This window comes from Pseudomonas sp. P20, assembly GCF_016463925.1.
Lineage (GTDB): Bacteria > Pseudomonadota > Gammaproteobacteria > Pseudomonadales > Pseudomonadaceae > Pseudomonas > Pseudomonas aeruginosa.
On record NZ_JAEMVM010000012.1, the window covers coordinates 48,824 to 52,870 of the forward strand.

3 protein-coding genes and 1 pseudogene are annotated in these 4,047 nt (G+C 71.0%); all 4 read right to left on the bottom strand.

The window, feature by feature from the left end; translation table 11 throughout:
* Positions 1-316, bottom strand: a pseudogene (gene phzF / locus JHD77_RS32390) (phenazine biosynthesis protein PhzF); the annotation flags it as partial.
* A gap of 13 nt (positions 317-329) precedes the next feature.
* Complete coding sequence (phzE, locus tag JHD77_RS17725; protein ID WP_003118954.1) at positions 330-2,213, bottom strand: phenazine biosynthesis protein PhzE; 1,884 nt, start codon at positions 2,211-2,213, stop codon at positions 330-332.
* Positions 2,210-2,833: a phenazine biosynthesis protein PhzD gene (gene phzD, locus JHD77_RS17730; RefSeq protein WP_003093625.1), complete on the bottom strand. Its 624-nt coding sequence runs from the start codon at positions 2,831-2,833 to the stop codon at positions 2,210-2,212. The genes phzE and phzD overlap by 4 nt, the downstream gene beginning before the upstream one ends.
* On the bottom strand, positions 2,830-4,047 hold the full coding sequence (gene phzC, locus JHD77_RS17735; protein ID WP_003093621.1) for a phenazine biosynthesis protein PhzC: 1,218 nt from the start codon (positions 4,045-4,047) through the stop codon (positions 2,830-2,832). Before phzC ends, phzD begins: the two co-directional genes overlap by 4 nt.

Sequence of the window (4,047 nt, forward strand, 5' to 3'; positions counted from 1 at the left end):
CCAGGGCGAAGGGCACGGTGCCCATCCTGGTCTCCAGGAACAGCCTGTCCTTGTCGGTCTCGGCGCCCAGGGCGATGGCGGTGCCCAGCAGCGGGTGGCCGGCGAACGGCAGTTCGTTGACCGGGGTGAAGATGCGGATGCGCGCGTCGCCGTCCTGTTGCGGGCGGAGCACGAAGGTGCTCTCCGACAGGTTCATCTCCCGCGCCATGCGCTGCATGCGCTCGCCGCTGAGGTCGTCGCAGTCGAAGAACACCGCCACCGGGTTGCCTTGCAGCGGTTCGCTGGCGAAGGCGTCTATCACGACATATCTGTGCATGGGCTCTCCTGGCTCAGGGCCGCCGCTCGACCAGCGCGTGGCGCAGCAGGTCGGCGATGATGCGCGGACCCTCGCGGGTCAGCACCGATTCGGGGTGGAATTGCATGGAGGCGAAGCGCGGCCCGCGCAGGGCATGGACCTCGCCGGTCTCGCGGTCGCGGCTGATCTCGATCGGGCCGACCTCGGGAATCTCGATGCGGTCCTGCAAGGCGCGCGCGGCGAAGGTGTTGTAGAAGCCGACGCGCTCGGCGGCGCCGAACAGGTCGATCTGTTTCTGCACGCCCTGGTTGGGCTCCTGCCGGCGTTGCAGGTCCAGGCCCAGGCACAGGCTCAGCACCTGGTGGCTCAGGCACACGGCGAGGAACGGCCGGCGCTCGCTGAGCAGCGAACGGATGGCCAGGTGCAGGTGGCCGATCTTCGGCTGGCCGATCTCGGTGGGGTTGCCCGGGCCGGGGCCCATGATCACCAGGTCGTAGCCGTCGAACGAGTACGGCTCCTGGAAGCCGCGCACGGTCACCGTCAGGCCCAGCGACTTGAGCTGCTTGGCGATCATCGAGGTGAAGGTGTCCTCGGCATCGACGATCAGCACCTCGCGTCCGGACAGGTCGGCCTGCAACTGCTGGCGCTCGCTGGCGCCGCGCAGCCAGAAGTCGGCGATCGGCGCGTTGCGGCTGGCCAGCGCCGCCACCACGTGCGGGTGCGAGCCCAGGCGCTGCGGCGCCTGGCTCTTCAGCGCGGCGATCAGCCCGGAAGCCTTGGCCCGGCTTTCCGCCGCCTCGCCCAGGGGATCGGAGTGACGCACGATGGTCGAGCCGACGCCGATGCGCAGGCGGCCGTCGCCCTCGATCTCGGCGGTGCGGATCAGGATCGCCGAGTCCAGCGTGCGCCCGCCCTGGCCGTCACCGCCGATCAGCGCCGCCACCCCGCTGTAGTAGCCGCGACCCTGCGGCTCGTAGCGGCGGATCACCCGGCAGGCGCTTTCCAGCGGGCTGCCGGTGACGGTCGGGGCGAACAGCGTCTCGCGCAGCACCTCGCGCACGTCGCGGCTGGTCTGGCCCTCGATGAAGTACTCGGTGTGCGCCAGGTGCGCCATCTCCTTGAGGTAGGGACCGAGCACCCGGCCGCCGTCCTCGCAGATCCGCGCCATCATCTTCAGCTCCTCGTCCACCACCATGTACAGCTCGTCGGCTTCCTTGCGGTTGTCGAGGAATTCCATGACCTCGGCCAGGTTCGGCCCGGCCGGCGGGTAGCGGTAGGTGCCGCTGATCGGGTTCATCACCGCCAGGCCGTCGCGCACGCTGATGTGTCGCTCGGGCGAGGCGCCGACCAGGGTGCGTTCGCCGGTGTGGACGATGAAGGTCCAGTAGGCGCCCTTCTCGCGCAGCAGCAACTGGCGGAAGAAGCTCAGCGCGCTGGCCGTGGCGTAGCCGTCGATGCGCGCCTGGAAGCGCCGCTTGATCACGAAGTTGGCGCCTTCGCCGCGACCGATCTCGTCGGCGATGACCCGCCCGACCACTTCGGCGTAGGCCTCGTCGTCGAGGTCGAAACCTTCCTCGCTCAGTTCCAGCGCCTGGTTCGGCAGCAGCGCCAGGGCCTGTTCCAGCGGCAGCAGCTCCTGCTCCAGGACCTTCAGCGCCAGCAGCGGCGTGCCGTCGTCGAGCGCCTCGAAGCCGCGCTCGGCGATCTGCCGGTAGGGAATCAGCGCCAGCAGGTCATGGCGCGGCAGGCCCGGGCCGGGCTCGTCCAGCGGCAGGTCGGCCAGGCCGTGCAGTTCGAGCGCCTCGCCGCGGATCACGTCGAGCAGGCCCGGGCCATTGCTTTCCGGGCGGTAGAGCAAGGCGAACGGCGCCGGCCGTTCGAGCAGGCGCTGCAACAGCGATGTGGGCAGGGCGTTCATTCCAGCACCTCGTCGGTGGTAACCACCATCGCGCAGCGGCTGGCGGCGTATTCCAGGGCCATGCGGTGGTGCGCCTCGCTGAAGTCGGCGATGGCGTCGGCCACCAGGAACGGCTGGATGTCGTTGGAGTAGGCGTCGACCGTGGAGATCAGCACCCCGACGTGGGCGTATACGCCGCACAGCACCAACTGGTCGCGGCCGGCGGCGCGCATCCGCTGGAGCAGGTCGGAGTGGAAGAAGGCGCTGTAGCGCCACTTGGTCAGCAGCCAGTCGTCCGGCCCCGGCGCCAGCTCCTCGACCACCTCGCGGTCGGCCGGACTGGCGCGCATGCCCGGCCCCCAGAAGTCCTTGAGCAGGCCGCGCTGCTCCTCGGTCATGCTGCCCGGCTGGGCGGTGTAGGCGATCTGCACGCCCTGCTCGACGCACCAGCGGCGCAGCCGCGCGGCGTTGGCCACCAGCCCGGCGCGCAGGCTCTCGGGCAGCGGGCGCAGGAAGTAGCGCTGCATGTCGTGCACCAGCAGCACCGCGCGCCGCGGCTCCAGGCTCCAGCGCGCCAGGTTGGCCGGCAACTGCTGGGCAGTCGGCAAGGGATAGGCGGTGATTTCGGGAATGCCGCTCATGCCACGGTCTCCAGGGGGAAGGTTGCGCTCGGGATCGCTTCTGCGCCGGACCAGGCCATCACCGCGCTGAGCGCCTGCCAGGGGTTCAGCCGCGGATCGCAGAGGCTGGTGTAGTGCCGGCTGACCTGGTGCAGGCCGCTGGAATCGGCGACGCACTCGGTGACGTCGTCCGGGGTGGTCTCCAGGTGCAGCCCGGCGGCCACGCCGCCGGAGCCGGACACCGCCAGGCGGAACGCCGCCACCTCCTCGGCGATGCTGCGCACCAGGCGGGTCTTGTTGCCGCAGGGCGCGACGATGGTGTTGCCGTGCATCGGGTCGCTCAGCCAGATCACCGGGTGCCCGGCCGCGCGCACCGCCTCCACCAGCGGCGGCAGGCGCTCGCCGACCTTCTGCGCGCCCATCCGCGCGATCAGCGTCAGGCGTCCCGGCTCGCGGCGCGGATCGAGGCGCTCGCAGAGCGCCAGCAACTGGTCGCGTCCGATCTCCGGACCGACCTTGCAGGCCACCGGGTTGAGCACCTCGGCCAGCAGCGCCACATGGGCGCCGTCGACCTGGCGGGTGCGCTCGCCGATCCACGGCCAGTGGGTCGAACCGAGGTAGACCCGGCGCTGCTCGTCCTCGCGCAGCATCGACAGCTCGTAGTCGAGCAGCAGCATCTCGTGGCTGGTCCAGACCGGCGAGGCATTCGCCTCCTGCCCGGACGCGGCGTCCCAGCCCAGGTGGCGCATGATGTTGCGCGCCGCCGCATAGCCCTTGAGGATCCGCTGCGGATCGGCCCGGCGCTGTTCGGCATGGGCCTCGCGGCCGTTGACCATGTCGCCGCGATAGACCGGCAGGGTCTGCTCGCCGACCTGCTCGTGCGGCTTGGAACGCGGCTTGGCGTACTGCCCGGCGATGCGCCCGACGCGGATCACCGGCCGCCGGCCGGCCAGGCGCAGGGCGCCGGCCAGCAGTTCCAGCACGGCGGCCTTGCGCGCCACGTTCTCGGCATGGTGGTCGTCCATGTCCTCGGCGCAGTCGCCGCACTGCACCACCAGCGCCTCGCCGCGGGCGACCCGCGCCAGGGTCGCGCGCAGGGCCAGGATGTCGCCGGCGCGGATCAGCGCCGGACTGCCGCGCAGGTACGCCTGCACGTCGCGCAGGCGCGACGGATCGCCCCATTCGGGTTGCTGCAGCGCTTCGCAGCGCCGTACGCGTTGCAATAGATCGTCCAT

What these genes read in the sequence shown, in the direction of transcription:
- phzD (WP_003093625.1), bottom strand. Translation starts at nt 2,833, where the DNA reads ATGAGCGGCATTCCCGAAATCACCGCCTATCCCTTGCCGACTGCCCAG.
- phzE (WP_003118954.1), bottom strand. Translation starts at nt 2,213, where the DNA reads ATGAACGCCCTGCCCACATCGCTGTTGCAGCGCCTGCTCGAACGGCCG.
- phzC (WP_003093621.1), bottom strand. Translation starts at nt 4,047, where the DNA reads ATGGACGATCTATTGCAACGCGTACGGCGCTGCGAAGCGCTGCAGCAA.